Below are 25,236 nucleotides of genomic sequence, written 5' to 3'. Positions count from 1 at the left end.
TTGACAGGCAGCTCTCGATCAATCGTCCTAATGGATCGGTTCATCGACAAATGTTCCGCCCTGATAAACAGCGAGTGCGGAATCCGGCGCTGGTCGCGGTGTTGTCTTCTCGAGCCCGGCCCGGAAACGCTCGGCATTGTCCTTTGGATGCCAGCCGAGAAAACGGGCCGAACTGTTGTCCCACCACATCGAATCATTGTTCGAAACACCCCAGATCACCGGGCATCCCAGCATCGGCGCCCGGAAAACACACTCAATTAGGCTGGCAAAATCGTCATACGACATCCAGGTCGAGAGCATGCGATGATTGCGCGGCTCTTCGAAACAGGAGCCTATGCGGACGATTGCCGTCTCCTGCCCGAACTTGTCGTGATACAGGCTGGCGATGGACTCACCGAAGCATTTAGAAACGCCGTAAAGACCGTCGGGTCGCGTGGGCACCGTTGCGTCGATATGCTCGTCCTGCCGATAAAAGCCGATCGTGTGATTTGAGCTGGCGAAAATAATGCGCGGATGGCCGTGCGCTCGCGCAGCCTCGTAGAGATTATACATCCCGACGATATTCGCGTTGAGTATCTTGCTGAAAGACGCCTCGGTTGAAATGCCGCCGAGATGCAGAATACCGTCACAGCCCTCGACGAGACCCATGACCGCGTCCAGATCGCCGAGGTCGCATTGAACAAGCTCTTCATTGGGTTTGGCTTTGCCCAGATCGGCAACGTCGGAAAGGCGCAGTAGCTCGGCCTGCCCGACCAGTTTTTCGCGCATCACGCGCCCCAGTCCACCCGCAGCACCGGTAATCAGAAGTCGTTTCACGAAAAATCTCCATTCGGACGGGATAGGGCAAAATTCGACCGTTCAGCTTGCAGGCGTCAGCCCTTGTCAACGGTTATCCTATGGATGGAAAGCAGCGTCCCCTCCCAGGTATGTCGCCGCAACAGGCATCATACATGTCCGAAGGTGACGGTCAACGCTGGCACGACGCTCAGCCTATCCTTTGCGCCCCAAGGCCCAGGCGAGATACGGCGCCCCCACAAGCGCCGCGAAAAGACCAAGAGGCAGTTCATAGGGGAATGTCGCATTGCGCGCGCCAAGGTCAGCTATGGTCATCAACAACGCACCGAGGACTGCTGATGCCAGCACGTGGCTTGCTGCACGGTCGAACCCCATGCGCCGCGTCATATGTGGCGCCATCAGGCCAACGAAACTCAACGGGCCGACGAGCAGCGAGGCGGCAGCGCTTGCAATACATGCGACCACGATGGTCGACACACGGGCCACGCCAACCGGAAGCCCCAACGCCACCGGGATCGTCTGACCAAGTGGCAGAATCGTCAGCCAGCGCGACAAGAGCAGTGCCACGAGCGTAATACAGACACTCAAAACTGCTAGAAAAATGGCCGTATCAGGCGTTGCGGACGCCGACGAACCACCGAGCCAAGCGAGAATTTGCCATGAGCGTTGATCGCCAATGGCGAGAAAAACACTCAGTACGGCAGACGCGAATGAGCTAACGGAAATGCCCACCAGCAGAAGACGATTGGGCGAAAGATGCCTCTGGCTTGCAAAACTGAGGACGACGACCATCGCCGTAAATGCGCCGATCGCAGCACACAGCAATAATTGAAAATTGTTCGGTGCGGCAAAGATTGTCAGAGCAATCGCGAAACCGATACCCGCGCCACCGCTGACGCCGACGACTTCCGGGCTTGCCAGCGGATTGCCGGTCAGGCGCTGGAGAATGGCCCCTGCCATAGCCAGCAGACTTCCGGCAGCCGCTGCTGCCAGCAGACGCGGCCAGCGCAGAGGCAGAAGTTCGGCAAAATCCGGGCCCGTCAACAATGACCAGCCATCGGGAGTCTGCACGAGAGAAAGCGTTAGGAAAGCTGCAACCGCGAGCAATGCCGGCAACAGTATTGCTTTGGTGACCGAAGCACGCGCGAATATGGCTGAGCTGCCTCCAGCCGACGCGGAAGAGCGAACACGGGGGATCAGCCACAAAAGGAGCGGTCCACCGATCAAAGCCGTCACCGCACCGGTCGGGAATGTCTCACCGAGACTGGAACCGAGCAATTGCACACCGCCGTCGCATAGCCAGAGCAGAATTGCGCCAGCGAGGGGTGCCGCAACCAACACCGTACCGGGCTTGCGAACGCCAAGCCCCCGCACGATTGCGGGTGCGGCAAGGCCGATGAAACTGACAAGCCCGACATTCGCAGCAACACCTGCGGTCAACGCCACAACAACCACCACGACCGCAACACGTAGCCATGCCAGCGGCACGCCGAGCGCCCGCGCGCTGCTATCACCAAGCCCCACCAGCGTTAGCGGGCGGCTCAACATGATCGCCGCAACCAGACCTAACAAAAACTGCACCGCCAGCACTTTTGCTGCGGACCAATCCTGCTGGCTGAGCGAACCGCCATTCCATGTCACCAGCGACATCAGATACTCGCCTTGCGAGAGCGTCAAGGCGGCGGAAACAGCACTGCAAGTTACGCCGACAAGCAGGCCAGAGATTACTATCGTCACCGGCTCGAGACGGCTTCGCCATCCGAGCAGAAAGACGATAGCGGTCGCCAGCCCGGCCCCCGCAAGCGCCACAGCCCAGCGAAACTCATCGAGCATCGCCGGGAAAAACAATGTCGCCGTGACGATGGCAAGCTGCGCGCCGGACGAAACGCCAAGCGTCGATGGATCGGCAATCGGATTGCTCAAGAGTCTCTGCAGAAGCGCACCGGCGAGCCCCAGGGCAGCACCGGCAAAGATTGCGACAGCGGCACGCGGCAGCACTGCATAGGCAAAAATAACCTGCTGCGTATTCATGCCATCTGGATTGAACGGAACCGACGGCCATTGTGCGAATGGCAGAAAAGCGCTTGCATTCCAGAGACAGAGCGCAAATGCGACCACGATTCCTATCACAGCCGCAACGGCAAATTTCCTTTGCGTCACCGGCTACCCTCCGGCTGTTCCAGCAGGGCATTTTTCAAAAGGCGTGCGAAGCGCAACCCGGCAGTGATGCCGCCATAAGGATTGACGTTACCCAACAGATGAACGCGCCCGTCACGGACGGGCTGGAGCGAGCGCCAGATCAGGCTATTGCGAAGGCTGTTGCGCGCTTCGACCGGAATATCGGAAATAATGACGATCCGCGCCTCCGGCTTTTCTGCAAGCGTTTCCAGCGGCACCGGAGCTGCAAACGTAAAGCGCGAATGGTCCGTCCACGCATTGGGAAGTCCTAGCCTCGACACAATATCGCCGAACATGCTGTCATCGCCGAAGGCACGAAAATGGCGCGCATCGCCGATATTGACCAGATATGTCGGACGATCGGCAAAAGGCATTAATGCATCCGCGGTTTGGGCGAGAAAGAACTCCTGCTCGCGCAAAACGGCTTCGGCTTTCGCTTCAAGCCCCAGTTTGCGGCCCAGTTCCGATACCGCCGCAAGCGCCTTCTGGTAAGGCGGTTCTCCCTGCACATAAAACGGCAGGGACAAAACCGGCGCGATGGCCGTCAGCGCGGGCTCATGCCGGGTGTAGAACGGCGAACTCAAAATGAGATCGGGCTTCAAAAGATAGAGGAGTTCGAAATTCGGCGAGCCTCGAAGACCTAAATCAGTGACAGATTCCGGGATGGCGGGTTCGACAGCATCTTTGCGAAACTGGATCAGTTCCGTTGCGGCAATCGGCGTGACGCCAAGCGCCATCGCCGTTTCGAGCATCGCCCAGTCGATGGCTGCTATGCGCAGCGCCGGATTGGCACGGGCCCTTTGGGTGAAAGCCAAAGCCGCCAGAAGGCCCAGGGCCTTCCGACGGCTGATCTTAAGGGACGAGAAACCCGCCCCGCATCGCGGGTATTCTACCATGAAACGGTCAGTGTACTCATATAGGTTCTGCCGTCACCATAGTTACATCCAAAAGAACTGCAACGTATGACGTGTCCCTATCCGCAATATTCTTGATGGTGAGTGTCTTCTTTTACACATCCTTCTGGACAAGGGCGGCTGTGCTCGCCGACGCCACACTTTTCGCGACTACGATTACGGATCCGGCAACAAGCTTATCAGGTTATCGATAAGCGGGGACCGATTGCTTTTCATCGAAACCAGCCCCAGTCGCGCCAGGAGAGGTTCGCCTTCGATAGGACGGTAAGTCACTCCGGCCAGTTTGATCTGCGCAATTGCAGCGGGAACAATCGAGACCCCCAGATCAGCGGCCACAAGATTGACGACGAACGGCATCTGCGGTGCTTCCTGCGCCACGATCATTTCAAAGCCCGCATTCCGGCAAGCCTCAACCACATCGTCATAAAGGCTGAGCCCCACAATGCGCGGGAAAAGCACAAATGCCTCGTTTGCCAAGGCCGCAATCGGCAGCTTCGGGTGAACCGCAAGCGGATGATGGCTCGGCAGGGCGATCAGCATCGGCTCATCAGCCAGCCGCTTCATGCGCACATCCTTGGGATTCTCCAGACCGGGCCGAATAAAGGCAGCATCCACTTCTCCCCTGACCAGCTTTTCCATGAGAAGATGACTGTTCATCTCAGTCAGGGTCAGCCGGACATCGGGCCATTTGGCCCGAAACTTACGGATCGTACCGCTAACGGTGGGATTGAATGCAGACGATGCGGTAAAACCCAGAGCGAGCCTGCCGGTTTCTCCCCGCGCGGCGCCTTGCGCCGCCAGCCTCGCCTTCTCAGCGGCAGCAAGCGAAGCCTTCGCCTCACCAAGAAAAGCCGTGCCTGCTGTGGTCAGCTCTGCGCCATGCGGCACGCGATGAAACAGCGCTACACCAATCTCGTTTTCGAGATCGCGTATCTGCTGGCTGAGCGGCGGCTGGCCGATCCCGAGCTTCGCAGCCGCGCGGGTAAAATTGCCCTCTTCGGCTACCGCCAGAAAATAACGCAGATGACGCAGTTCCATCGCTATACCCAAAAGCTATTGCAATCGTCACTTCCATATATTGGACAAATGGAGCGCCTTTGACTAGATCAAAAAGCGGGAGGATTTGAAAAGGCAAAGTCATGTCACGCCTCGCGGAACGCAGTCTCGACAGCGTCAGAACACCGGAAAGCCAGCTCAAGCTCGTTTCAGCTCCCACGGCACCCGAACAACAACACTATCTCGTCAAGGGCACATCAGCATTTCGCAATGCGAGCATTGCACTGTTCCTGTCCGGCTTCGCGACCTTCTCGCTGCTTTACTGCGTCCAGCCGCTGATGCCGCTTTTTGCCCATGATTTTAACATAACGCCTGCGGCCAGTTCCCTGTCGCTCTCCGTTTCAACTGGTTTTCTTGCCTTTGCAATCTTCTGCGCCGCCGCCGTATCGGAGCGTTTTGGACGCCGGACATTGATGTTCGTTTCGCTTCTCGGCTCTGCACTGTGCACAATAGCCAGCGCATTGGTGCCTGACTGGCATATGCTACTCGCCATTCGCGCCTTGCAAGGTTTGTTGCTGGGCGGAGTTCCGGCAGTCGCCATGACCTATCTGGCGGAAGAAATCGACCCGCGCGGCCTTGGCGCATCGATGGGGCTTTACATTGCAGGCAACGCCTTCGGGGGCATGGCAGGTCGTGTCATTGCCGGAACACTCGCAGAATATTTCTCCTGGCGCGTCGGCCTCGCCGGCATGGGCCTGCTTGGGCTGGCGGCATCCATCGGTTTCCTTTTTCTGCTGCCCGCCTCGCAGAATTTCGTCCCGCGCCCCGGATTCAATGCACGGTTTCACCTCGGCGCATGGATCGGCCACATCCGCAATCCGGCCCTGCCACTGCTCTTTGCCATTGGCTTTCTCGTGATGGGTTCGTTCGTCACCATCTATAACTATATCGGTTTCCGCCTCATAGCGGCGCCTTATAGCCTCAGCCAAACGGCACTCGGAGCCATTTTCACGGTTTACCTGTTCGGCATCGCCGCTTCCTGGCTCGCTGGAAGGATGGGCGACAGGCTCGGCTATTTCACCGTCCTTCCCATCGGCCTTGCCATACAGGCTGCGGGCTGTCTTCTGACCCTGTTTGCGCCACTGCCTGTCATCGTCCTGGGTATCATCCTCGTGACTGTCGGCTTCTTCGTCAGCCATTCGGTCGCCAGCGCTCTGGTCGGACGACTGGCGCTCCACAGCAAGGGACATGCATCGTCGCTCTATCTGCTCGCCTACTATCTGGGTTCCAGCGTTGCCGGTGCGGCGGGCGGCTATTTCTGGGTTGCTGATGGATGGTCAGCGGTTGCCGAATTCACCTTCGTCATGCTCGCCATTGCTTTCGCAGCATCATTGGGAGCAGCCCGGCTGTCGAGCCGGACCGGAGAGCGTTTTGCATCTATCAATTCACCCGCCAAGAGCCGGTTTGGGGATTGATATCCCCCTGAAAATTGCCTAGAGCGCGTCTTGATCAGATTAAATCAGATCAGCGCTCTAACCCTCTGTTTTGATGCGCATCTTGTCCGAAAACCGCTTCGCAATTTTCGGGATGTGCTTTAGCTGCTTGACAGGGGCGAGGCAATTGACGGAGGTTCGGACATGAGCGAATTGGCCGATTGGCTATCGGACACACATCCGATCACACGAAAGAATGCGGCGGAAGTCGTATTCGACGATATTCGCTCGGCCATCACATCCGGTCGCCTTGCAGTTGGCACCCGGCTGCCGTCGGAAGCTCAACTCGCTGGCAGGTTCGGCGTCAGCCGTCCGGTCGTGCGCGAGGCGCTGCGGTCGCTACAGACGCTGGGGCTCACCCAGACCCGTACAGGCAGCGGCACGTATGTCCTGAATGTTTCCCCTGCGAGCGAATTGAGTTATGGCGGCTACTCGGCGCGCGATCTCATCGAGGCGCGTCCCTTCATCGAAGTACCGGCAGCAGGCTGGGCTGCCCTTCGTCGCAGCAACGGGCAACTCGCCCATATGATCGAACTTTGCGACAAGATGGACCGGCAGATGGATCCCGAGAAATGGGAACTGCTCGATTCAGAATTTCACTGCGCCATTGCCGAGGCCTCTGGAAATACGGTCTTTACCAAGATCGTGGCTGATGCCCGCGAGGCACTGATCCAGCAATCTGAACTCGTCAATCTGATGTCCGGTCGTCGCGAAGCGTCGAATGTCGAACATCGCCGCATCGTCGAAGCCATTCAGACGGGGTCGGAAGCCGAAGCCCGCGCGGCAATGGAAGCACATCTGAGCAAGGTCAAGACAGCCGTGGCGACGATCATCGGCAAGGATGAGGTCTGACACCAGGCTGCTGCTTCCTGTGCCTCCCCAGCAGGATTCGGGCAGGCTATACATGCCATTTCGACTTGGCGCGGCATTTTCATATCAGATAAGCACAAGCCGGTAACGCTTTCTTACTGCTGATTTTTTTCCTGCAACCATATCCCTGAAACACATGCCAAGCTTCTCATTTGAAGCCGAATACTTGACGCACGTTCTTCGATATGCGTTAAAACCGCCTCCGAAATCTGTCATACAGCCTTACAGAATACCCATCAAGTAGGGATGAATTCCATACCCTCATTGAATGGCCAGCGGCGCGCCCTAATTGGCCTTTCACGCCGAATGGTTGTTTGTAGAAACCGCGCTCTCAGGGAGGAGTAATGCCGATCGAAACCATGAAGGCCACCCCGGCCGAACGCGAAGTGTTCATTGAAGAAGATCGCGGCTATCACAAAGCGCTGAAACCGAGGCAGATCCAGATGATCGCAATCGGTGGGGCGATCGGAACCGGGCTATTCCTCGGCGCTGGCGGACGTCTGGCTTTGGCGGGTCCGGCTCTGGTTTTTGTCTATGCCTTGTGCGGCTTCTTTGCGTTTCTGGTTCTGCGCGCCTTGGGCGAGCTGATCATGCATCGCCCCAGCTCCGGCTCCTTCGTCTCCTATGCCCGCGAGTTCTACGGCGAAAAGCTGGCTTTCGCGGCAGGCTGGATGTACTGGCTCAACTGGGCCATGACGTCGGTAGCCGACGTGACAGCAGTTGCGCTCTATATGAATTTCTTCAAGCACTATGTGCCGTGGCTGCAGGGCATCGACCAATGGGTGTTTGCCCTGACCGCGCTTGTCATCGTGCTGGCGATGAACCTCATGTCGGTGAAAGTGTTCGGCGAACTGGAATTCTGGTTCAGCCTCGTCAAGGTCATCGCGCTCGTCACGTTTCTGGTCGTCGGCATTTACTTTGTCGTTTCAGGCACGCCGATTGACGGTCACCCGGCGGGATTCAGCATCATTACAGATAGTGGTGGCTTGTTTCCGAACGGCATATTGCCTGCCTTCATCATCATACAGGGTGTGGTTTTCGCCTATGCATCCATCGAGTTGCTGGGCACTACGGCTGGAGAGACCGAAGATCCGCACAAGGTCATGCCCCGCGCAATCCGCACGGTGGTCTTCCGCTTGCTTGTCTTTTATGTGGGTTCGGTCCTGCTGCTCTCTCTGCTTCTCCCCTACACGGCCTATTCCGCAGGCGAGAGCCCCTTTGTAACCTTCTTCGGCAAAATCGGCGTCGAGGGGGCGGATATCATCATGAACCTCGTTGTTCTGACAGCCGTTCTGTCTTCGCTGAATGCCGGGCTTTATTCCACCGGGCGCATCCTGCATTCCATGGCTGTATCCGGTTCTGCCCCTGCATCTCTGGCCAAGATGAACAAGAACGGCGTTCCCTATATGGGCATCGCGGTGACCGCCGTCGTCACCGTTATTGGCGTCATCCTCAATGCCGTCGTGCCAGCGGCAGCGTTCGAAATTGCGCTCAATCTCTCCGCACTCGGCATCATCACGGCATGGGGCGTCATCGTCCTTTGCCAGTTGAAACTGTGGCATCTTGCACGTCGCGGCGAAATCGTGCGTCCAGATTTCCGCATGTTCGGTGCACCCTATACCGGTATCCTCACACTCGCATTCCTGCTTGGCGTGCTTGTTCTGATGGCACTCGACTATCCGGTTGGCACCTGGACGATTGCTTCACTGGCGATTATCGGCCCTGCCCTCATCCTCGGCTGGTATCTGATGCGCGAACGCATCCATCGACTTGCTGCCGAACGTGCTGTAGACGCCAGCATTTCTGGTAAGTGAGAGGATTCGGAAATATGTCGCTTGCAAAGCCTTCCATAGTGCTGATCGCCACTGGCGGCACCATCGCCAGCAAGCGTGGGGAAGACGGAGCAAGCACACCGGTCCTGACCGGTGAGGAACTGCTGGAATTTGTACCGGGTCTTGAAGCGGAGCTTCGTCCACTCGACCTGATGGCGAAGGATTCCGCGAGCCTCACCCTCTGCGACATGCAGCGCATCAGCGATGCGGTTGGCTCCGGCCTGAAGGATGGCGAAGTGGACGGCATCGTCGTCCTGCACGGAACAGATGCGATGGAAGAAACGGCGTTGCTGGTGCATCTGCAACACCGCATCGGCAAGCCGGTGCTTTTCACCGGCGCGCAATTTACCGCCGACCACCCACAAGCGGACGGACCGGAAAACCTCGCTACCGCCATTCGGCTTGCCTGCGATCCGACCAATGCCGACAAAGGCGTCCTTATTGCCTTCGGCGGACGGATTGTTCCTGCCTGGGGTGCCTATAAGTTCAGCAGCGACAGTGCTGATGCGTTCCGTTCCGCACGGCCAATCCAGACCCAAAGCCCGGCACTCCCGACGCCGGTCGGCGATCACCGCATCGACACGATTGCCATTTATCCGGGTTGCGACGCAGTTCATATCAAAGCGAGCATTGCAGCCGGTGCCAGCGGCATTGTCCTCGCAGCGCTCGGTTCGGGCAACACCACGCCGTGCGTTGTCGAAGCTGTCCGCGAATGCTCACGCCGCAATATTCCTGTTGTCGTTTCAAGCCGCGTACCGGAAGGCCTGCTGACGCCTGGTTATGGCGGCGGCGGCGGTGGACATGATCTTGGCGAGGCCGGAGCCGTTCACGCGCATACGCTTCGTCCCGGTCAGGCTCGCATCCTGCTTGCCGCACTGATTGCCAGCGGGAGCCCTAGGGATGCGACAGTCCGCGCTTTCAGCGACTATCGATAAGTCGGCTCAGCTCGGAAATTGGCGATAGCATTCTTCCGCCACCTGCCGCAGCCGCTCGCGCGATATCTCACCGCTCACTGCATAACCAAGATCGTTGTCGATCCAGTAGAAGGTTTCGACACCGTCGCTTGAGGCAAACCGGAAGCTCGTGTCACGATTATCCGGATTGCGCCCCACGATCACCGAAAGTCGCTTTCCTGATTCGTCCTCATACATGAAGAAAGCACCCGCCTTGCCGTCAACTGGCAACAGGCGACCGCCGACGAGCTGGAAGCCAAGCGAGCGGAGATCGGGAACGCGGAGATCGGGTATATCAAGCCGCTTGCCAAGCCATGTCGCCAGATGGGCCTCCTCGTTGGAGAAGACCTCGACCGGATGCCGTACTTCGCTGGCATAGATGAGATAAGCTGCCTGAGCCTGCTGTGGCAGGGTTTGCGCAATCGCCATTTGCGGCTCGGCTTCCGCAAGCAGGCGCGAACCTGCAAAGCCACCCGCCCCGCCAATCACCAAGGCCGCGAGAACCGCTGCTGCAACGGCTCCCCGATACCTTTTCGTTCGGTATCCTTCCGCTGACCAGATCATTCCAGGATCGTCGCTCTTTGCCTGCGCGTAACCGGAAAAGAGTTGCCTGATACCCTCATTCTGCCTGCGCCATTCTTCGGCCAGCGCCGCCTGTTCGGGATCGCTCTCAAGAAGCCCGACGATGCGCGCATGCTCTTCTTCGGACAACTGCCCATCGACATAGGCGTGCAGTTCCGCTTCGGTTAGTGGAGAATTGTGTTCAGTCATCGGTTTCTCCGAAGCGTTACGATATTCGAACCGCTCATATATTCGGCGAGGCGGTGTCTTGCCCGCGACAGTCTCGACATGACCGTCCCCACAGGTATGCCCAGCATGTCTGCCGCTTCGCCATAGCTGTAGCCTTCGACGACGATGAGCATCAGTACTGCGCGGTTATCTTCCGGCAGCGTATTGATCGCCGCTTCTAGCTGTTGCAGTTGAAACGGATCGGTTTCCGTCGCCGCGACACTGACATTTTCAGCAGCGTCGAGCGTTTCATGCCGGCTACGAGCCCGACTTTTATAGCCATTGCGATAAAGGTTGGTCATCATCGTGAGTATCCACCCACGCAGATTGAGCCCACGCCACTGGCCACGCCGTGCCAATGCCTTCGCCACACAGTCCTGCAGGAGGTCCTCGCCTTCGGCGTCGGACTTTGCAAGGCTGCGCGAGTAACGCCGCATGACCGGCAGGAGGGCCAGAAGCTGGCCCTCGAAACTTTCAGGAGCGGGATGGCTCACATCAGCCTCATGGCTTTGCGGCGTGCCAGACTCCATTAACGCCATCTCCGGTCACATCGCCGGGCTTCTTGTCCTTCGCCCAGTAATAGAGCGGCATTCCGTCTTTTGCCCATTGCTCGCTGCCATCCTTGCGCTTGACCAGCGTATATGCGCCAGAAGCTTTCGCGCCTTTCATCGCCATGAAGGGCGGCCAGTTCTTGGCGCAAGTATCATAGCAGTTGGATTCGTCCTTGCTATCCTTGTCGAAAGTATAGAGCGTCATATCCTTGGTGCCCGCCAGAACCTGCCCTTTCGAGCTTTCCATCGTCTTGACGGATGGCGCTGCCAGAACGGCTGACGCCGCCACTGTTGCGATTGCCAGTACGGACATAAAACCAAACGTTTTCATGATCTGCCTCACGGGGTTCCAATCGCGACATGCGATATGGAGATAAGACAATCGGAGGCCGCGATTTATTCCCCACTCCGTAATTATTTTTCAATTCCTGCTTCTGACGACCGTCGTGACCATTGATTAGCAGGCCCTAAGCATTATATGTATAGCTACACATATAATAGATAGCTATACAATGTCCCAGTCAAAACACGATCTCGAAGCGGCCTTCACGATGGAACTTTCCACAGCCGCGCGCAAAATGCGCAACCTGTTCGATTCCCGCGTCCGTGAGCGCGGGCTGACGCTGGCACGCGCCCGTGTACTCGTGCTTCTCACCCAGCAGCGTGACTGGAACCAGCGCGAGCTGGCAGATGCACTGGAGATCGAGCATCCTTCGGTGGTGCGTCTTCTGGATGGCCTTGAAAAGCAGGGATTGATCTATCGCAGCGCGGTTGAAAGCGACCGCCGTGCGAAACGCATTGAACTGACGGATGAAGCACAGGCGCAAGTGCGCGAGCTGCAGGAAATCACCCGCCACATGCGATCCGAACTGCTGCAGCGCGTAGACAGACAGTCGCTGGAAACGGCGCTATCGGTGCTTCAGGAAGTCAGCCAGACAGTAGAAGCGACCCTCGCGGACAAAGACCGCTAGAACCATGTCGGAAGAAGGCAAAGATCGGCAGGGACAAGAGGCTGCGCCGACGCAGGCTGCAACGCCTTCGGTTCCGCATATGCCGGTTTACATGTCGGCCATCTATATCGCCGCGTCTGTCCTCATGTGGTCGACGCGCGGTCTCAGCATGTATTTCATCTCGGCCAATACCCAGCAGATACAGGGATCGCTTGGCGCAACGTTGACGGAAACCTCGTGGCTGATCGCAGCCTACATGGCCCCTTATGCCAGCCTGACGATCCTTCTCGTCAAGATCCGCACGCAGTTCGGTCTACGCCGCTTTGCGGAAATCGCGATCGCCGTCTTCCTGATTTCCTCTCTGCTGCATCTGCTTGTCTATGACATCTGGTCGGCGATCCCGATCCGCTTCATAGCGGGTGCCGCCGCAGCTCCGGTATCGACCATCGGCTTCCTGTATATGCTTGAAGCCTTCCCGCCCGCCAGGAAGATGACATGGGGCCTCAGCCTCGCGCTGACCTGTTCGGCTGCAGCAGGCCCGCTCGCCCGCGTCATCTCACCGATGCTGTTCGACATTGGGCAATGGCAACAGCTCTATATGGTCGAGATCGGCCTGTCGCTCGCAGCCTTCGCCGTGGTCTATATTCTGCCGATGACGCAGGCGCCCCGCGCAAAAGTGCTGCACTGGCTGGATTTCGTCGCTTACGGACTGATTGCCATCGGTTTCGGCCTTCTTGCGGTTATTCTGGTTCAGGGAAAAAATTACTGGTGGTTCGAAGCCCCGTGGATCGGCGTGTGCCTTGCAATTTCAATCGCCGCCCTCGCCTGCGCCGCCGCAATCGAACTCAATCGCGAACAGCCGCTGATGAATCTGCACTGGTTGTTCTCGCCGGAAATTCTGCGCTTCACGCTGATCCTGTTCGTCTTCCGCATCGTGCTTGCCGAACAGACGACGGGCGCGGTTGGCCTCTTTCAGGCATTCGGTCTGCAGGATGGTCAAAGTCGTGGCCTCTATCTCGTCATCCTCGCCGCGTCGCTGGCGGGCGGCATTGCCTGCGGCATGTGGATGAAGCTGGAACGTGTATCGATCATTTTCGGGCTGGCACTGGTCTTCATCGCGGTCGGGGCCTTTCTGGACAGCCACGCAACGAACCTGACCCGTCCGCATGACGCCTATCTCAGCCAGGCTCTGATCGCCTTCGGCGGCGCTCTGTTCCTGCCCCCGGCCATGTTGGCGGGCATCACCAAGGCATTGAAACAGGGGCCGACCTATATGACGAGTTTCATCGTCATCTTCCTGTTCACGCAGAACATTGGCGGTCTTATCGGCTCTGCCGTGTTCAGCACATTCATCGCGATCCGCGAAAAGTACCATTCCGCCTATCTGGTGGAACAACTGGTCATGTCCAATCCCGTGGTCGCCCAGCGCGTTCAGGCACTATCCGGCACCTATGCGAAGGTTCTGGCTGATCAGGGACTGACGAAGGCCGAAGGGCTGGCGCTTCTCGGGCAACAGGTAACCAAGGAAGCGACGGTGCTGTCCTATAACGATGCTTTTCTCGCGATCTCCGTCATTGCGGTGCTCTCACTCGCCTGCCTGATCGCCTATCGCCTCTATGAAAACATGTACGCCCGCCGCCATAGTGCGACGATGGCTGGTTAAATCGACGAGTCTTTGAAAATGTCAGTTGGAAAACAGTATATTCGCGGCGGTCTTGCCCTCATCATCGGCCTTGCAGGCGTTCTGATGGTGCTGTGGGCGTGGCAGCTTCCACCTTTCAAACACAGCGTCGAGACCACCGATAACGCCTATGTCCGTGGCCAGGTGACGGTTATCAGTCCGCAGGTCGCTGGCTATGTCACCAAGGTCAATGTTATCGACTATCAAACGGTGAAGCAGGGCGACCTCCTGTTCGAGATCGACAACCGCAGCTATCAGCAGAAGCTGGATCAGGCGTTGGCCGCTCTCAACAGCAAGAAGGCAGCGCTTGCCAATTCTGAACAGAGCCAGCGCTCGGCTGAAGCGACGATCCAGTCGCGGCAGGCTCAGATTTCCGGCGCCAAGGCGGCGCTCGAAGTGGCCGAGGCCAATGCGAAGCGCGTCGAAGCCTTGCTGCCACGCGGCGTGACGACGCAAAGCTCTGCCGATACAGCACACGGCACCCTGCTTCAGGCACAAGCTTCTGTTGACGAAGCCCAAGCCGCGCTAGCCGTTGCCCAACAGGACCTGCAATCCATCATCGTCAATCGGGACAGCCTCAATGCCGACATCGCCAATGCGGAGGCGGCCGTCGAACTGGCGCGGATCGACCTGCAGAACACCCACATCGTTGCCCCACGCGACGGTACGCTCGGCGAAGTGGGCGTGCGGCTCGGCCAATATGTGACGGCAGGAACGCAGCTCGTTTCCGTCGTACCGAAGACCAAATGGGTAATGGCGAATTTCAAGGAAACACAGCTCTACGGCATGAAGGTCGGCCAGCCGGTCACTTTCACCGTTGATGCGCTGCGTCATGCACAGCTAACAGGCCGCATAGAAGCCTTCGCACCGGCTGCGGGCTCCGAATTCAGCGTCATCAAGTCCGACAATGCGACCGGCAACTTCACCAAGATCACGCAACGTCTTTCCGTTCGCATCGCCATCGATGAGGATCAGCCGGATGCGGCACGTCTGGCGCCCGGCATGTCGGTCGTCGTCCGTGTCGACACCAATGCGGAACCGATTAAAAATTAGAAAAGCCGCAGCTTGCGGGCATGGAAAGCCTCGGCGTAAGTCTCCGGCGCGCGGCATTCCATGCCGCGTAATCGGGCAAGACCGCGAAAGGTTTCCGGGTCGAACCAGTCCTTCGAGCGTTGCGTGCCGAAGTGTTTCATCAACAGATCGATCTTGCGATCCATGATTAGAGCGGGCAGAGCTGAATAGGCGTTCGGCTGACCCAGATCGCCATCCCATTTCGGAATTTCATATTCAAGGATCACCTGATCGCGAAACAGGTTCCATGTCAGTTCGTTGATTGTGCGATGGTCCTGATGGGCATCGCCATGACGATGAGTAAAGACCATGTCCGGCAGCCCTCGCCCGCGTTGTTCGATCAGCCATTGCTTGATTTCGCGGCCCTGTGCCGGAAAATAGCTATCCTCGAAAGAGGCAAGATGAATATTGAAACTGTCCACCCCACGTAGAAAATCGCGCGCGGAAGCCTCCGCCTCCACACGCCTTTCCTCATTTCCAGACAGGACGCACCACTCGACATGCAGTGGCGTACCACTCTCGATCAGGCTCAGAAGCGTGCCGCCGCAACCGATCTCGATATCGTCGGAATGCGCGCCCAGACAAAGCACCTGAAGCGAACGGCTGTGATTTGCGAGCGAACGCAGATCGATCATAGCGCTATCGCAACATTGGTGGCCCGGCGTTCGGCCTCCTCGGCCTTATGTCTCTTCCAGGGCATATCGCCTTTTTCGACCATATCCTCAAGCGTCTGCCAGTCGCGCAGCGTATCCATGGACCGCCAGAATCCCTCATATTTATAGGCCATCAACTGGTTCTCGGCGATCAGGCGACCGAAGGGTTCCAGCACCAGTTCTTCGCCTTCGCGCATATAGTCGAAGATTTCCTTGCGGAAGAGGAAATAGCCGCCATTGATCCAGATGTCCGATGTGTTCGACGTCCGGAATGCGCGCACATCACCGCCTTCGGCAATGTCGGCAAGGTGATAGGTCAGCGGCGGGCGGACCGCGAGAAAGCAGGCAATCTTGCCGCTGGCTCGGAAACGTTCGGTCATGTCGTCGAGATCGACATCGCTGAGGCCGTCGCTGTAATTGGCGAGGAAAATATCCTCATTCGCCACGTGCGATCGTGCACTCCAGAGCCTCTCGCCAATATTGCGCCAGATCCCCGTGTCAAGCAGCGTAACGCTCCAGTCGCGATCCACTTCCTCAAGCAGTTGCACATTGCGCCCGCCATCCGAAACCACACAGTCCGCGAAGGTCTGCGGGCGGATCGTCAGGAAAAAATCCTTCACGACATTGGCCTTGTAGCCAAGGCACAGAACAAAGTCGTTGTGCCCATAATCGCTGTAATATTCCATGACGTGATGCAGGATCGGCTGGTGGCCGAGCGGGATCATCGGTTTCGGTATATTCTCCGAATATTCGCGGATTCTGGTTCCAAGACCGCCGCAGAACAAAACGACTTTCATGATTTACCGCTCCTCTGTGAGTAGTGCCGGGTCAATCAACGTGACGTGCGGGATGGGAATGATGAACTTCGCGCCCCATTCGACCACATGCTGCATCTGCCGGATGATCTCGTCCTTGAAGTTCCACGGCAGAATGAGGATGTAATCGGGCCGGTATTTGTCGATTGCCGACACATCGTAGATCGGAATGTGCATACCCGGCGTGAAACGCCCGTGCTTGTAGGGATTGCGGTCGACCGTGAAGTCCAGGAAATCTGTGCCGATGCCGCAATAGTTCAGAAGCGTATTGCCCTTGCCCGGCGCGCCGTAACCGCAGATACGTTTGCCGGCATTCTTGGCCGCGATGAGGAAGGACAGAAGATCGCGCTTGGTCCGCCGGGTCTTTTCGGCGAACTGCTCGTAGGTCGAAATCTCGTTGAGGCCGAAACTCTCTTCGCGCTTCAGAAGTGCAGCGACACGCGGCCCCGCCTTCCGCTTGCTGCTGTTATGCGCAAGATACACACGCAGTGACCCGCCATGGGTTGGCAATTCCTCCACATCGATGATCTTCAGGTGATGGCGGTGCGCCATGTACCGGATCGTCAGCAACGAGAAATACGAGAAATGCTCGTGATAGATCGTGTCGAACTGGTTCTGCTCGATCAGATTGGCGAGATGCGGAAACTCGAGCGTGATCACGCCTTCCGGCTTCAACAGCAGTTGCAGGCCACGCACAAAGTCATTGAGATCAGGGACTTGCGCCAGAACGTTGTTACCGATCAGGAGGTCGGCCTTTCGCCCCGCGCCGATCAGTTCGGCTGCAAGCGTCGAACCAAAGAAATCCACGCGTGTCGGCACACCCTTGGCAATTGCCGCCTCCGCCACATTGGCGGCCGGTTCGATGCCGAGAATCGGAATGCCCTTCGGTAGAAAATGCTGCAGCAGATAACCGTCATTGCTGGCGATTTCGACCACGAAGCTGTTTTCATTCAGCTCCAGCCTCTCGGTGATCTCGTCACAATAGGTCTTCGCGTGGCTGACCCAGCTCGTGGCGAAGGACGAGAAATAGGCATATTCAGTGAAAATCTCGGCAGGTGAGAAATACTCCTTCAATTGCACCAGATAACAATGATCGCAGACGAGCGCATAAAGCGGATAATAAGGCTCCATGCGGTCGAGGCGATCCGCCGTGATGAAACTCTCGCAAGGCGGTGACATCCCAAGATCAACGAAGGTATGTTTGAGTAGTTTACCGCACAGGCGACAGCCGGTCTGCTCTTGCGCCATGCTCGTGCTCCGCGAAATATCCGGCGTCTGGATGGTCATATGTCATTCCTCGCCTTTGAACCTATATGGCCGGTCCTTGATGGGGTTGAATTCCGATCCGCGTCGGATGACCCAAACTACTAAGTGGCCTAAAAATTGCCGAGACTGTCATCAGGGGCGAGCCGTACATACGATCGGGCGCGACATTCACCGGACGGACTATGAGGAGTAGATACCCAATCTTCACCCTATGGCGGCGGGGGCGTAGAGACCTACCTCATTCGGACAGGTTGGCCTCATCCGGATGGCTCTTCGGCTGCATCGAAGAAGGTTCTTTCGCCGGGGCGCCCTGCTGTCAGAATGCGCATGTACGGCAATCGGGGCAAAAACATGCGGTTTACTTCGCTCAATATCGATGGCGCCTGGTCGATCGAGCCGGAAAGGCTTGATGACGAGCGCGGCTGGTTCGCGCGGGTCTATTGCGAGGCGGCCTTCGCCGAGCGGCAGATGGAAACGCATTTTCCGCAGCACAGCCTGTCTTTCTCGCGCGAGGAAGGAACTTTGCGCGGCCTTCATTACCAGAACGAGCCGCATTCGGAGACCAAGCTCGTCACCTGCCTGCAAGGCGTGATCTGGGACGTTCTTGTCGATCTTCGCCCGCATTCACCAAGCTATCGGCGCTGGACCGGCGTGGAGCTTTCCGAAGAAAACGGCGTCCATCTCTATATCCCCGAAGGATGCGCGCACGGCTTTCAGACCCTGACGCCTGATGTGCTCGTGCGCTACATGATCTCGAAGCCCTACGCGCCTGATTATGCAACGGGTTTGCGCTATGACGACCCATCACTCGGCATACCGTGGCCGAACAGGCCCAGCGCCATTTCCGACAAGGATCTGGCCTGGCCGCTACTTTAGCCCTGTACCAACAATCCCGCATCGCGGAGCCGGTCTGCGGCATCGGCAAGGGCTGCGAACGGCAGTTTCGCCCGCTCGGCCATATCGAGAATGGAATGCTCGCCATCCGCCAAATTAAGCACCCATAGCAGTGCCATGGCGTTCTGCGCAGCACGGCTGTCGCCGCCCATGCTTCCATAGAGCCCGCGCCGCCCAAGCTGCGGCTCTCCCTTGGGTGAGGTATTCAGCGGACGCCAGTTTCGTTCAGCAATTTCAATAGCCTGCAAGACCATGTTGAAAGACTGTTCGAGATAGTCCGGTTTGACGAAATCGAGATTGTCAGCCGATGTGTGATACTCTGGAAACGTGCCATAAAGGCTGCGCTGGAACATGCCGACCGGCAGATTGAATCCCGGTGAACAAAACTGGCGCTCATCATAGCCATAGGGCCAGAAATCGTGCATCGTCGCATTGGCGGTCCCGGCGAGCACGTGTCCCATGATACGATCGATCTCCGCATCGCCGCGACGGCTGCGCTTGTAGTTCGACCCGCCCGCATCACCGACGCAGGAAAGGACCAGCCCATACCGGACCAGCCCCAGATGCGCCTCGTTCTGTTGCAGCCACGCGAGAGCGCCGAAAGTCGCCGGGCCGAAAAGCAGGCGATAGGTGAGGCGTGTGCGCCGCGAGTGCAGTACTTCGCCAAGACGGGTCAGCAGCGCCAGCCCCGAGCAATTGTCGTTGGCCAGCGACGGATGGCAGAGATGTGCCGACAGGATGAATGTCTCGTCGGTTTCCCCCTCGTGAATAAACTCGCCGAAGGTCAGAAAACCGTCGCGGCGCTCCGCATCGATCACGACGTCATAATCACCGTCCTGCATCGACTGAAACTCGTTATGCGTCATGCAGAAGCCCCACGCTTCCGCGTGATAGCAGGTGCGATAGGGAATGAGGTCCGGCTGATCGGGCAGCGTATGAATATGCTCCCTCAGCGCACTGAGCGGCATTCGTTCCCGCACCGGCACGCTGAAATTCACCACATGCAGATTGTGCCGGGCAAAATCGACGACACGATTGCCGTTCATATCCGCAATATAGGCTTCGCGGATGATCCACTCCTGGGGCGCTTTCCAGTCATAAAGCGGCGTACCCGTCGGAACCCGATGAATGGTGAGCGGCAGGTGTTCCCCGATGATGACAAGCGTTTCGCGCACGCCATCACCGGCGAGACTGCGGCAGACCGGATAAAGGCGGGCAGCAAGATCGTAGATGGCCATCCCGTTCGATGACGGCGGAATGGCCGTTTCAACGCCTTTGCGGCCTGCCCCCGTATCCATCACGCCGTTGCCCGAAGCGGTTGCGGTTCCTCGTCGGCACGCCGCAGATCGGCATCCAGCACGCCTTCGGCTATCAACCTGCGGATATGAGCGATACGCTGGAAGCGCGGCCCTTCGAATTCCTCAAGTGTCAGCGTCGAGCGGCTATAGGCGGCAAGCAGTTCGCGCGTGCCGGCAACGGCATCCCATTCCGGCTTTGCCTCCGGCAGCACCCGCGCCAGCTTCTCGAAGCTGACGCGGTAGGAGCGCGTATCCGGTCCAGCATCGTCTGCATATTCGATGCGGCAATCGGGAACATTGTCGGCAACAATGCCCGCAATGTCCCGAATGCGGTAATTGTGCGCCGTCGATCCGACATTGAAGGCTTCGTTCCAGACTTTTTCGCGCGGCGCTTCCATGGCAGCCATGAAGGCACGGGAAATATCGCGGATGTGCACGATGGGTCGCCAGGGCGTACCGTCGGACTTGAGATAAATCAGCCCTTTCGTCACCGCCCATGCCACGAGATTGTTGAGTACGATATCGAAGCGCAGGAAGGGTGAAACACCGTAAGCCGTTGCTGGACGCAGATAGACCGGACAGAAGCCTGCATCCGCCAATTCCCGAATTTCCTGCTCCGCCCGCACCTTGGACCGGCCATAGGCCGTCACCGGTTTCAGTTCGCCGGTCTCATCGATCAGATCGGCATCGCTGATACCGTAATTGCTGCAGGATGAAGCAAACAGAAAACGCCCGACACCGGCCCGCTTCGCGGCCTTCGCCATCGCGACGCTCGCCCGATGATTGATGTCGTAGGTCAGTTCCTCGTTGAGATTGCCCAGCGGATCATTGGAGAGTGCGGCAAGATGAATAACCGCATCAAACCCCTCCAGATCGCGTGGCGACACATCGCGCACGTCCTTTCGGATGGTCGGCACGTTCATGACGGCGCCGCCTTCTTCAAATAGACAATGTTCGTAAAGGCCAATGTCATAGCCGGACACTTCATGTCCCGCATTCATGAGGACCGGCACCATGACCGACCCGATATAGCCCTGATTGCCTGTAACAAGTACTTTCATGTCCGACTCCTCAAGCTTCCATAAATGCATGTTAGCCAGAGGGGGCAGGAGCGACGACTTGACCGAAGGCATGTCCGGTTAGGACAACCGTTTATAAAAAAGCGTGAAACGGCGTATCGCCTACCTCTTTTGGATGTCCTTCAGGCGTGTCGCGCTGCCGATCAGCAGAAGCCGGTCAGTACCGCCACCGGCATTTTGCGCCTGCTTGGGCGTGTAGGTCGCAACCGGTCCCTCAAGCTTTGGCTGGCCCGCATCCGCGAACGTGCCGGAAACCGGGTCGTACCAGACAGCCTGCCAGCCTTGTTTGACAACAGCTTTCTGCACCGCAAAACCACCGGCATCGCCATAGATAACCGACAAGGTGCCGTCAGGTAGTGATGCGGCATAGTTTTCCGCGCCTGCCGAAATGGCTCCTTCGCTATCAGGTCGGAGCTGCGACCATGGCAGTTTGTCGAAGAGTTTCTTTAATACCGTCATTGACCGCGCGCCGGCACTGTCGAGGGCTTCCTGCCAGCTTCGATCAGCGGTGGATATCCCCGGCCCGGTGAAATGCCAAATCGGGTTGTTACCAAAGAACTGTCCGGCAGCACCCGCCAACAGCGCGCCATAGGCATTACGGCGGATCATTCGCGCAGTCGTCCCCCGCTCGAACTCATAGCCCGCTTCCAGCAAAATGACAGGCATTTCAGCCGCTTTTCGCCGTTGAAAAACCGCTGCATGAACATCGTCATATGTATAAACCGTATCGAAACTCAACCAGGGCCGGTCGCCCCAGAGTTCAGCCGTATTGCTATTGCGACCCGAATGTACCGTCAGAAGAGCGCCGGGAACAATACTTGAGATTCCCTCAGCCAGATTGGAAACCAGCCGTCTATCAGGATCATCAAAATCCCCGCCCAAGACCCAGACAACATTCTGAAATTCCGCAAATCGCTGAGCTATCGTCTGGCCATAGACGCGCATTTTCTCCGGACCGGCAGCTTGCGCCTTGGAGAACCAACCCTGGTTGCCGCCGTTCACCCCAAGGTAGGCGGGCGCAAGAAAAACGACGAAGCCGAGTTCTTCCGCCCTCCCGATCACCCAGGCGGCGTGATCGAAATATTTCGGATTGACTTCACCGAAGGCATCGTTCTTGAACGGCTTTTCGCCATAGGCATTGGCGGGTGGGTGACTGGAGAAGTAGTGTTCAACCAGACTGACCAGAATGGCGTTGAAGCCGCGTTTCCTGCGATCTTGCAGATAGGTTTCGACATCTTCACGCTTCAATTCCGCAATCAGCGACCATGCAGTATCACCCTGCAACAGAAGCGGCCTGCCCGTTGCATCCTCGAATATGCGCCGTTCCTGACCAACCGTGATTGGAAACAGATCGGCGGCATATGTCGGCTTCGCTGCCGACGACAGCAGGGTTGCGGCGATCAGGACCGCTGCGAAGGGCTTCATCGCATCGTTGGCGGGTAGGTCGGCGCTTCGTTGAAGCGGCGATAGACCACCTGCGAAGGACGGCCTGTCAGATAGGAATTCACGCCGTCGTTCAATGCCCGGACATAAATGCCGAGCGCGCCGTCGATCGCATCCACCGTGCGCGCAATATCGGTATCGCTGTGGGTATAGCTCACGACCAGCGACGGCATGAGCACGCCGCGCCGGATCGTTTCCTGCAGGAACAATGTACGAAATGCCTGCGACGGCTGGCCTTTCTCATCAAGCGTTCCATAGGCGAGACAACATGGACGTCCGAAGAGCCGGACATGGTTTTGCAGCCCATGACTGGCAATCGCCGCATTCACACTCTCTGCCAGCTTGGAGCCTTGCTCATGGAGCCTTTCGATCACAGGTTCGTCGCGATAGATCGTCATGGTGGCAATCGCCGCAGCTAAGGCATGGGTTTCCGCGCCGTGTGTGGTCGAAAGCAGGAATACGCGTGGATGGTCAGTCTGGGTCAGACCACCAAGCTGCATATATTCCGCCTTGCCTGCCAGTGCGGAAACCGCAAAACCGTTACCCAGCGCCTTGCCGAAGCAGGAAAGATCAGGCTCGACATCATAAAGCTTCTGCGCCCCGCGCATGTGCCATCGAAAGCCGGTAATCATCTCGTCCAGAATGAACAACGCGCCGTTTTCATGGGCGATGCGCTTTGCTTCCTGCAAGAAATTATTCTGCGGTTCATCAGCACGTGCCGGTTCGAGGATGATGGCCGCGATGCGCCCCGGATAATCCTCGAACAAGGCTTGCACGCTCGCAATATCGTTATAGCGGAACGTCGCCGTCAGAGCCGAAACCGATGCCGGAATGCCCGCATTCATCTTCGTCGTTCCGATGAACCAGTCATCGGTGGAAAAGAACGGGTGATCGGCGCAGCAGGCAACCATGTCGCGTCCCGTATAGGCGCGTGCGACCCGTACCGCACCAGAGGTCGCATCGGATCCGTCCTTGCAGAATTTCACCATTTCCGCGCCGTCGATCAGCTCCAGAAAGCTTTCCGCGCATTCGACTTCGATGGCGCTCGGCCGCGTGAAATTGCATCCGTCCTGCAAGGCGTCGCGCACGGCACGCACAACGGGCGGATAGGCGTGGCCAAGTCCGACGGCACGATTGCCCATACCGTATTCGATATATTCATGGCCATCGACGTCGAAGACATGCGAGCCGGAACCGCGCTGGATGAAACCTGGCGCCAGAACCGGATACTGGTCGTCGCCCTTGGCATAGGTGTGACAGCCGCCCGGAATAAGCGCGTGTGCCTTGCTGGCAAGCAATTGAGAATTGCGGAACTGCGATGTGAAAAGGTTCATGCCCCTTCTCCTTTGTTATTCACGGTTCATGCTGCCGACCATTTTGTATGCAGACGCTCGCGCACTTGGCGCAGCCAGTTCTTCACCGGCTTCGGCAGGCGGCTGCGCAGACTGGAATGAAGTGCGTTCGGCATCGCCCATTGCGAAAGCGCCAGCGGCGCTGCAATGACGGGGCGATCCTCGGCCAGATGTTCGAGAAGGCCCGCATAAGCGCGCCCGGCAATATCATTATCAAAAGCCGTTTCAACTTTCCGCTGAGCGGCGCCTGCCATGCCCGCCAGCAGTTCGCGGTCATGGGCAAGCCTGTTGATGTGGCGGGCCGCCTGACGGAAATCACCCACGGGGAACAGAAGCCCATCTTCGCCATCGGTGACGATAGTATCAGTCACACCGGCGATCTTCGACACAACGGCCGGGCACCCCTGGCTCATCGCCTCGATGAGCGTCAGGCCGAACCCTTCAAAGCGCGACGGCATGACCATGACGTCATGCTGGCTCACCAGCCAGGGCACATCGGAAGGAGCTACCCAGCCGGTAAAACTGACTTTGTCGCCGAAGGGCGCAAGGCGATGGCGCAACGCTTCCAGATCGGGACCATTTCCGGCAACGGTCAGGTGATAATTGCAATCGAGCCCGTGCAGGATGTTCGGCAACCAGAAAATGCCCTTCGAATTATCTTCCATCCGTCCCAGGTAAAGCAGCCTTAGCGGGCTGCGCTCATCCTGCCGTGCAACATTGCGCGACAGATGAATGTCCCGGTTCAGCCCATGCGGAATGACCAGCGTGCGCGCCGCATCGAAACCGTGCTGACGCACCAGATCGTCGCGGCAGCGTTTCGAAACACCGACGGTCGCATGCACATGATCGCGGATCGCTCTTGCCGCCGCATAGGTGCCGGGCGTGATGTTATGCACGATCATGACGCGTAGAATATCGGCTGGCAGATAGCGTACCAGATTGGTTTCAAAACGGTTCGAGAGTACGTTGACAAAAACGGCATCGAAACGGTTTTCCCGCAGAAAGCTGATCATATGCCTGGCGCGCGTTTCTTCATCCAACACGCCCATGCGGTCGATGGCATCGCCCTTGCGAAGCGCATCCTCGAGCCCCTGCCCCGTCGGCACGCTGATGGTATCGCCGGCTGCGCCCGCGGCAAGCCAGCGAAGCTCTATACCCGACTGGCCGAGCGAAGAGCGCAGGCGTGTGAAAACCGAATAAGTCCCGCCGATGTGGGGACGGACAAAGTAAGCACATTTCATCGCCAGAACCTTGTTACCACAGGGACGTTTCAAGGGAGACAAGACTTCGAGGGAACAACTCCCTCGAAGCCTTACTCCGGTATATCGGGGGGCAATGGATATACCGCTGGCCAGTGTATCGA

The 25,236-nt window shown here is 57.8% G+C and carries 23 protein-coding genes; 8 read left to right on the top strand and 15 right to left on the bottom strand.

What is annotated here, in order from left to right:
* Positions 1–27: 27 nt before the first annotated feature.
* From FIB18_RS13170 to FIB18_RS13155, 4 genes are all read right to left on the bottom strand, one after another.
* Positions 28–816 carry an NAD-dependent epimerase/dehydratase family protein gene (locus tag FIB18_RS13170; RefSeq protein WP_140021150.1) on the bottom strand — a complete coding sequence of 263 codons (789 nt, stop codon included), beginning with the start codon at positions 814–816 and terminating at the stop codon, positions 28–30.
* Between the two features lie 174 nt (positions 817–990).
* A complete protein-coding gene (fhuB, locus tag FIB18_RS13165; RefSeq protein WP_140021149.1) occupies positions 991–2,955 on the bottom strand; it encodes a Fe(3+)-hydroxamate ABC transporter permease FhuB in 1,965 nt (654 codons plus the stop codon).
* On the bottom strand, positions 2,952–3,869 hold the full coding sequence (locus tag FIB18_RS13160) for an iron-siderophore ABC transporter substrate-binding protein (protein ID WP_140021148.1): 918 nt from the start codon (positions 3,867–3,869) through the stop codon (positions 2,952–2,954). The genes fhuB and FIB18_RS13160 overlap by 4 nt, the downstream gene beginning before the upstream one ends.
* A gap of 174 nt (positions 3,870–4,043) precedes the next feature.
* Complete coding sequence (locus tag FIB18_RS13155) at positions 4,044–4,925, bottom strand: LysR family transcriptional regulator (protein WP_140021147.1); 882 nt, start codon at positions 4,923–4,925, stop codon at positions 4,044–4,046.
* A 101-nt stretch (positions 4,926–5,026) separates the two neighbouring features.
* On the opposite strand from FIB18_RS13155, the gene FIB18_RS13150 reads away from it, so the two are divergent.
* The 4 genes from FIB18_RS13150 (at position 5,027) to FIB18_RS13135 (ending at position 10,013) form a co-directional block, all read left to right on the top strand.
* The gene (locus FIB18_RS13150; RefSeq protein WP_140021146.1) at positions 5,027–6,358 is read left to right on the top strand and encodes an MFS transporter; all 1,332 of its coding nucleotides are present in this window, start codon (positions 5,027–5,029) and stop codon (positions 6,356–6,358) included.
* 162 nt (positions 6,359–6,520) lie between these two features.
* Positions 6,521–7,228 carry a FadR/GntR family transcriptional regulator gene (locus tag FIB18_RS13145; protein WP_140021145.1) on the top strand — a complete coding sequence of 236 codons (708 nt, stop codon included), beginning with the start codon at positions 6,521–6,523 and terminating at the stop codon, positions 7,226–7,228.
* 362 nt (positions 7,229–7,590) lie between these two features.
* Positions 7,591–9,060 carry an amino acid permease gene (locus FIB18_RS13140; protein ID WP_140021144.1) on the top strand — a complete coding sequence of 490 codons (1,470 nt, stop codon included), beginning with the start codon at positions 7,591–7,593 and terminating at the stop codon, positions 9,058–9,060.
* A 14-nt stretch (positions 9,061–9,074) separates the two neighbouring features.
* On the top strand, positions 9,075–10,013 hold the full coding sequence (locus tag FIB18_RS13135; RefSeq protein ID WP_140021143.1) for an asparaginase: 939 nt from the start codon (positions 9,075–9,077) through the stop codon (positions 10,011–10,013).
* Between the two features lie 6 nt (positions 10,014–10,019).
* Here FIB18_RS13135 and FIB18_RS13130 read toward each other — a convergent pair whose 3' ends face one another.
* The 3 genes from FIB18_RS13130 to FIB18_RS13120 are packed head-to-tail and all read right to left on the bottom strand — an operon-like array spanning position 10,020 to position 11,702.
* On the bottom strand, positions 10,020–10,802 hold the full coding sequence (locus tag FIB18_RS13130) for an anti-sigma factor family protein (protein ID WP_140021142.1): 783 nt from the start codon (positions 10,800–10,802) through the stop codon (positions 10,020–10,022).
* Entirely contained in the window at positions 10,799–11,350 is a 552-nt protein-coding gene (locus tag FIB18_RS13125; protein WP_140021141.1) for an RNA polymerase sigma factor, read from the bottom strand. Before FIB18_RS13125 ends, FIB18_RS13130 begins: the two co-directional genes overlap by 4 nt.
* The gene (locus tag FIB18_RS13120) at positions 11,322–11,702 is read right to left on the bottom strand and encodes a COG4315 family predicted lipoprotein (RefSeq protein ID WP_140021140.1); all 381 of its coding nucleotides are present in this window, start codon (positions 11,700–11,702) and stop codon (positions 11,322–11,324) included. Before FIB18_RS13120 ends, FIB18_RS13125 begins: the two co-directional genes overlap by 29 nt.
* Positions 11,703–11,883: 181 nt before the next feature.
* Here FIB18_RS13120 and FIB18_RS13115 point away from each other — a divergent pair, with 181 nt between their 5' ends.
* Genes FIB18_RS13115 through FIB18_RS13105 form a run of 3 tightly spaced genes read left to right on the top strand, consistent with a single transcriptional unit; the run spans position 11,884 to position 15,055 of the window.
* Complete coding sequence (locus FIB18_RS13115) at positions 11,884–12,342, top strand: MarR family winged helix-turn-helix transcriptional regulator (RefSeq protein ID WP_140021139.1); 459 nt, start codon at positions 11,884–11,886, stop codon at positions 12,340–12,342.
* Positions 12,343–12,346: 4 nt separating this feature from the next.
* Positions 12,347–13,984 carry an MFS transporter gene (locus FIB18_RS13110; RefSeq protein WP_140021138.1) on the top strand — a complete coding sequence of 546 codons (1,638 nt, stop codon included), beginning with the start codon at positions 12,347–12,349 and terminating at the stop codon, positions 13,982–13,984.
* An 18-nt stretch (positions 13,985–14,002) separates the two neighbouring features.
* The gene (locus tag FIB18_RS13105; protein WP_140021137.1) at positions 14,003–15,055 is read left to right on the top strand and encodes an HlyD family secretion protein; all 1,053 of its coding nucleotides are present in this window, start codon (positions 14,003–14,005) and stop codon (positions 15,053–15,055) included.
* Here the strand turns inward: FIB18_RS13105 and FIB18_RS13100 are convergent.
* Genes FIB18_RS13100 through FIB18_RS13090 form a run of 3 tightly spaced genes read right to left on the bottom strand, consistent with a single transcriptional unit; the run spans position 15,052 to position 17,828 of the window.
* Positions 15,052–15,708, bottom strand: coding sequence for a PIG-L deacetylase family protein (locus FIB18_RS13100; RefSeq protein WP_140021136.1), 657 nt, complete (start codon positions 15,706–15,708; stop codon positions 15,052–15,054). The genes FIB18_RS13105 and FIB18_RS13100 overlap by 4 nt on opposite strands.
* Positions 15,705–16,523 (bottom strand): sugar phosphate nucleotidyltransferase, encoded by an 819-nt coding sequence (locus FIB18_RS13095; protein ID WP_140021135.1) that lies wholly within the window; start codon positions 16,521–16,523, stop codon positions 15,705–15,707. The genes FIB18_RS13100 and FIB18_RS13095 overlap by 4 nt, the downstream gene beginning before the upstream one ends.
* Positions 16,524–16,526: 3 nt before the next feature.
* The gene (locus FIB18_RS13090; protein WP_140021134.1) at positions 16,527–17,828 is read right to left on the bottom strand and encodes a class I SAM-dependent methyltransferase; all 1,302 of its coding nucleotides are present in this window, start codon (positions 17,826–17,828) and stop codon (positions 16,527–16,529) included.
* 330 nt (positions 17,829–18,158) lie between these two features.
* On the opposite strand from FIB18_RS13090, the gene rfbC reads away from it, so the two are divergent.
* The gene (gene rfbC / locus FIB18_RS13085; protein WP_140021133.1) at positions 18,159–18,683 is read left to right on the top strand and encodes a dTDP-4-dehydrorhamnose 3,5-epimerase; all 525 of its coding nucleotides are present in this window, start codon (positions 18,159–18,161) and stop codon (positions 18,681–18,683) included.
* On the opposite strand, the gene FIB18_RS13080 is transcribed toward rfbC, so the two are convergent.
* The 5 genes from FIB18_RS13080 to FIB18_RS13060 all read right to left on the bottom strand — a co-directional run bounded on the left by FIB18_RS13080 (position 18,680) and on the right by FIB18_RS13060 (position 25,114).
* Positions 18,680–19,999 (bottom strand): DUF4910 domain-containing protein, encoded by a 1,320-nt coding sequence (locus FIB18_RS13080; protein WP_140021242.1) that lies wholly within the window; start codon positions 19,997–19,999, stop codon positions 18,680–18,682. The genes rfbC and FIB18_RS13080 overlap by 4 nt on opposite strands.
* Positions 19,999–21,060 (bottom strand): NAD-dependent epimerase/dehydratase family protein, encoded by a 1,062-nt coding sequence (locus FIB18_RS13075; protein ID WP_140021132.1) that lies wholly within the window; start codon positions 21,058–21,060, stop codon positions 19,999–20,001. The genes FIB18_RS13080 and FIB18_RS13075 overlap by 1 nt, the downstream gene beginning before the upstream one ends.
* A gap of 120 nt (positions 21,061–21,180) precedes the next feature.
* Entirely contained in the window at positions 21,181–22,503 is a 1,323-nt protein-coding gene (locus FIB18_RS13070) for an apiosidase-like domain-containing protein (RefSeq protein WP_140021131.1), read from the bottom strand.
* A complete protein-coding gene (locus FIB18_RS13065) occupies positions 22,500–23,855 on the bottom strand; it encodes a glutamate-1-semialdehyde 2,1-aminomutase (RefSeq protein WP_140021130.1) in 1,356 nt (451 codons plus the stop codon). Before FIB18_RS13065 ends, FIB18_RS13070 begins: the two co-directional genes overlap by 4 nt.
* A gap of 26 nt (positions 23,856–23,881) precedes the next feature.
* Positions 23,882–25,114: a glycosyltransferase family 4 protein gene (locus FIB18_RS13060; RefSeq protein WP_140021241.1), complete on the bottom strand. Its 1,233-nt coding sequence runs from the start codon at positions 25,112–25,114 to the stop codon at positions 23,882–23,884.
* Positions 25,115–25,236: the final 122 nt, after the last annotated feature.

It is taken from the genome of Brucella pecoris, from assembly GCF_006376675.1.
Lineage (GTDB): Bacteria > Pseudomonadota > Alphaproteobacteria > Rhizobiales > Rhizobiaceae > Brucella > Brucella pecoris.
The sequence above is the reverse complement of the archived record's forward strand: the minus strand, read 5'-3'. Positions and strand labels throughout refer to the sequence as shown.